The organism is Rhodococcus chondri (assembly GCF_036327435.1).
Classification (GTDB): Bacteria; Actinomycetota; Actinomycetes; order Mycobacteriales; family Mycobacteriaceae; genus Rhodococcus; species Rhodococcus chondri.
This window is the reverse complement of record NZ_JAUZMZ010000287.1, coordinates 1-3579: the sequence shown is the minus strand read 5'-3', so window position 1 is coordinate 3579 and position 3579 is coordinate 1. Positions and strand designations below refer to the sequence as shown.

Below are 3579 nucleotides of genomic sequence, written 5' to 3'. Positions count from 1 at the left end.
GGCGCGGCGCACCCGCCAGACCGCGACCGAGGAGAACACCACCAGGCGGCCACGGCCCTGCGCGCGCAGCCGCTGCGCCAGGTGCGTGAGCAACGCGACCTGGGCGAGGTAATCGGTATGCACGATCGCAATCGCGTGCGCCGCATCGGTTTCCGCGCGCCCCTGCTCACCGAGGACTCCGAACGCGAGCACCGCGATGTCGATCGGCCCGTACGCGGCGGTGATCTCGTCGAGCACCGCGGTGTGCGTGTCGAGTGCGTCGGCGTCGAACTCGACCGGATGCACCGCGACGGCGCCCGCCGCCCGCACCCGCGCCACCGGCTCGTCGAGGTCGCCGGCGCGGCGCGCGGCGAGCACCACGGTGCGACCCGGCGCCAGGCGCACCGCGATCTCGACGCCGATCTCGCTGCGGCCCCCGAACACGACGACGGACCCGGCGGGGGACGGAGTGGAGTTGCTCATGCGCCCAGTCTGCCGGGCAGGAAACCGGTCGGTGTGGTCGACACGTCCGCCCGGTGTCGCGGTGCCCGGTGTCGCGGTGCCGGACGAGGCAGGAACACCCGAGCACCGCACGTATTCTGACGAGGTGAACGAGACGATGCCGCCGTGCCCCGAATGCGCCTGCGAGTACACCTACGAGATGGGGGCCCTTCTGGTCTGCCCGGAATGTGCCCACGAATGGGCCCCCGGCGCCGCGGCCACGGACGGTAGTGAACTCGGGACCATCAAGGACGCGGTCGGCAACGTTCTCGCCGACGGTGACACCGTCACCGTGATCAAGAGCCTCAAGGTCAAGGGCAGCCCCACCGGCATCAAGGCGGGAACCAAGGTGCGCAACATTCGCCTCGTCGACGGCGTCGGCGACCACGACATCGACTGCAAGATCGACGGCATCGGTCCGATGCAGCTCAAATCGAGCGTCGTCAAGAAGACCATGTGAAAGGCGCGAAGGGAACGTTCGCCGGAGGCCGCGGTTTGCGACCGAGGCCACCACAATCGAAAAGCAGGGCGGTGCAGTCGAACGCACACGTCAAGGGGGTCGGGCGCAGCCCGCGGCTCGATCGTGCGGGGACGGTCCCGACCGCGTTTTCACTGCGCGTGTCGACTACCGGGTCCCGGTGTCTTCGGAGGGTGGGACTGTGGGTAGCGCCAGCTCCAGCATCCGACCGAGCACGTCGGCCGGTTCCTCGCCAGGGTGCGCGATCCAGTATCGAAGGGCGGCCTGCACCGCTGCGGTAGATGCGTGGCCGACCGCGACCGGAAAGAGTGTGTCGTCCGGGTACCCCGTCCGGCGGGCGACGAACTCAGTGATTGCTGCGCGCCAGGCCTCCTGCCGGACTGCGGTGTGCGCCTGCACCGCCGGGACATCGAAGACGAGTTGTGCGCGGTGCAACGCCCACTCGCGCCGTTCGGGCGGAAACCGCAACGCGGCGAGCACCGCCCGGATCAGGAGCACCTTGTAGTCCTCGTCGCCGACGGTGCCGGTCTGCAGTGCTTGATGCAGCCTTTCCGGCTCCGCCGATGATTCGACCCACAACACATCCGCCTTGGAGGGGAAGTAGCGGAAGAAGGTCCGTCGGCTGATTCCTGCGGCAGAGGCTATCTCGTCGACACCGACCCGCTCGAATCTCTTTTCCGGAAAAAGTCTTTGCGCCCAGCGGACGAAAGTCCTCTTGCGGCTCGAATCCCCACGCTTTCGACATTCCCTGCCATACGGTGAGAGGTAGATCACAAGCGGGGGTTCGTTGTACGGGAATCGAGGGGTGCACGATGGGCAAGTTGGACGGCAAAGTCGCCTTCATCACCGGGGCCGCACGCGGACAAGGCAGAAGTCATGCGCTCCGACTCGCGGAGGAAGGTGCGGACATCATCGCCGTCGATGGGTGCCGACCGGTGGACACCGTCCCGTACGCGACCGCGACACCCGCCGACCTCGCCGAAACGGTACGGCAAGTAGAGGCACTCGATCGGCGGATCATTGCTTCCGAAGTCGATATTCGTGACTTCGAGGCTCTCGCGACAGCAGCGGACGACGGCGTCGCAGAGTTGGGCAGGCTCGATATCGTGCTCGCCAACGCGGGTATCTCCAGCATGTCACCCACCCTCGAGATGTCCGACGAGATGTGGACGACGATGATCGACATCAATCTCACAGGTCAGTGGAGGACCGTGAAGGCCGCCGTCCCGCACGTCGTGGCCGGCGGGCGTGGTGGCTCGGTCGTGCTGACGAGTTCGCTTGCGGCCATGTGGGCGAACGAGAACATCGCGCACTACAGCGCGGCGAAGGCCGGCCTCGTCGGCTTCATGCGGGTCCTCGCGAAGGAACTCGCCCCGCAAAGCATCCGCGTCAACACCGTGCACCCCACCACCGTCGCGACCGACATGATCCTCAACGACGCCACTTATCGCCTCTTCCGTCCCGACCTCGAGAACCCCACCCGGGCCGACTTCGAGGAAGCCGCCCGGACTCTCAATGCGCTTCCGATCCCCGCGATCGAGTCGATCGACATCTCCAACGCCATTGTCTACCTCGTCTCCGACGACGGGCGCTACGTCACCGGCACCCAGCACGTCGTCGACGCCGGCGGCAGGCTCTGATCGGTTCGTGCACAAACCTTTTCAGCCACCGACGCAAAAGGGAGTAATCATGGGACTTCTCGACGGTAAGGTCGCGCTCATCACCGGCGGCGCCCGCGGACAAGGCCGCGCGCACGCCCTTGTCTCGGCCCGGGAAGGCGCCGACGTGATCCTCGTGGACATCGCGGACCAGATCGCCAGCGTGCCGTACGCGATGGCCCGCCAGGACGATCTTGCGGAGACCGTCAAGCAGGTCGAGCAACTCGACCGCCGTGCCTTGGCGATCACCGCCGACGTGCGGTCGCAAGAGCAGCTCGATGCCGCTGTGGCGCAGGGAATCGCCGAGTTCGGCCAGATCGACATCCTCATCGCCAACGCCGGTATCTGGACGATGGGTCCCTTCTGGGAACTGAGCGAAGAATCCTGGAACGATATGATGGACGTCAACCTCACCGGCGTGTGGAAGTCCGCGAAAGCGGTAGCGCCGCATATGATCGAGCGGCAGAGCGGGTCGATCGTCATCACCTCGTCCGTCAACGGCCTCGAGCCGGGCGTCAACTACGCCCACTATGTGGCTTCCAAGCACGGTGTCATCGGCTTGATGAAGAACATCGCCCTCGAACTCGCCCCGCACGGAGTGCGGTGCAATTCCATCAATCCGGGGGCGATCCGCACCCCGATGACCGATCACCAGGGTGCCCGGGACATGTTTGCCGGTCACGAGGGCGGCACCCAGGAGGAGCTGTTCGAGGGTGGCTATCACTTCCACGCACTCAAGGGACACACCTTCATGCCCCCGGAAGTCATCGCGAACACCGCCCTGTACTTGAATTCCGAGCTCGCGGCGAGCGTCACCGGGGTGACCATCCCCGTCGACGCAGGGCACATGCTGCTCACCGGCTACAACCATGAACCGGTGAAGAAGTAACGGCAGGAATCGACTCGACCGAGGCTGCATCGTGACCCACAGCGCCCGATCCGACGCCGCCGTCACCGGCACCC

At 66.2% G+C, this 3579-nt stretch carries 5 protein-coding genes and 1 pseudogene; 3 read left to right on the top strand and 3 right to left on the bottom strand.

Features of this window, described 5'->3' with window-relative positions; all coding sequences use genetic code 11:
- On the bottom strand, positions 1-462 hold a 462-nt coding region (locus Q8814_RS25070; RefSeq protein WP_330154665.1), incomplete at its 3' end, for an SDR family NAD(P)-dependent oxidoreductase.
- A gap of 124 nt (positions 463-586) precedes the next feature.
- Here Q8814_RS25070 and Q8814_RS25065 point away from each other — a divergent pair.
- A complete protein-coding gene (locus tag Q8814_RS25065; protein ID WP_330154666.1) occupies positions 587-940 on the top strand; it encodes a zinc ribbon domain-containing protein YjdM in 354 nt (117 codons plus the stop codon).
- Positions 941-1105: 165 nt separating this feature from the next.
- Here Q8814_RS25065 and Q8814_RS25060 read toward each other — a convergent pair whose 3' ends face one another.
- Together Q8814_RS25060 and Q8814_RS26595 are read right to left on the bottom strand one after the other, a co-directional pair.
- Positions 1106-1537, bottom strand: a complete 432-nt coding sequence (locus Q8814_RS25060; protein WP_330154664.1) for an acyl-CoA-like ligand-binding transcription factor — start codon at positions 1535-1537, stop codon at positions 1106-1108.
- A gap of 9 nt (positions 1538-1546) precedes the next feature.
- Positions 1547-1732 (bottom strand): annotated as a pseudogene (locus Q8814_RS26595) (TetR family transcriptional regulator); the annotation flags it as partial.
- A gap of 38 nt (positions 1733-1770) precedes the next feature.
- Here Q8814_RS26595 and Q8814_RS25055 point away from each other — a divergent pair.
- Together Q8814_RS25055 and Q8814_RS25050 are read left to right on the top strand one after the other, a co-directional pair.
- On the top strand, positions 1771-2598 hold the full coding sequence (locus Q8814_RS25055) for a mycofactocin-coupled SDR family oxidoreductase (protein ID WP_330154663.1): 828 nt from the start codon (positions 1771-1773) through the stop codon (positions 2596-2598).
- Between the two features lie 49 nt (positions 2599-2647).
- The gene (locus tag Q8814_RS25050; protein WP_330154662.1) at positions 2648-3505 is read left to right on the top strand and encodes a mycofactocin-coupled SDR family oxidoreductase; all 858 of its coding nucleotides are present in this window, start codon (positions 2648-2650) and stop codon (positions 3503-3505) included.
- Positions 3506-3579: the final 74 nt, after the last annotated feature.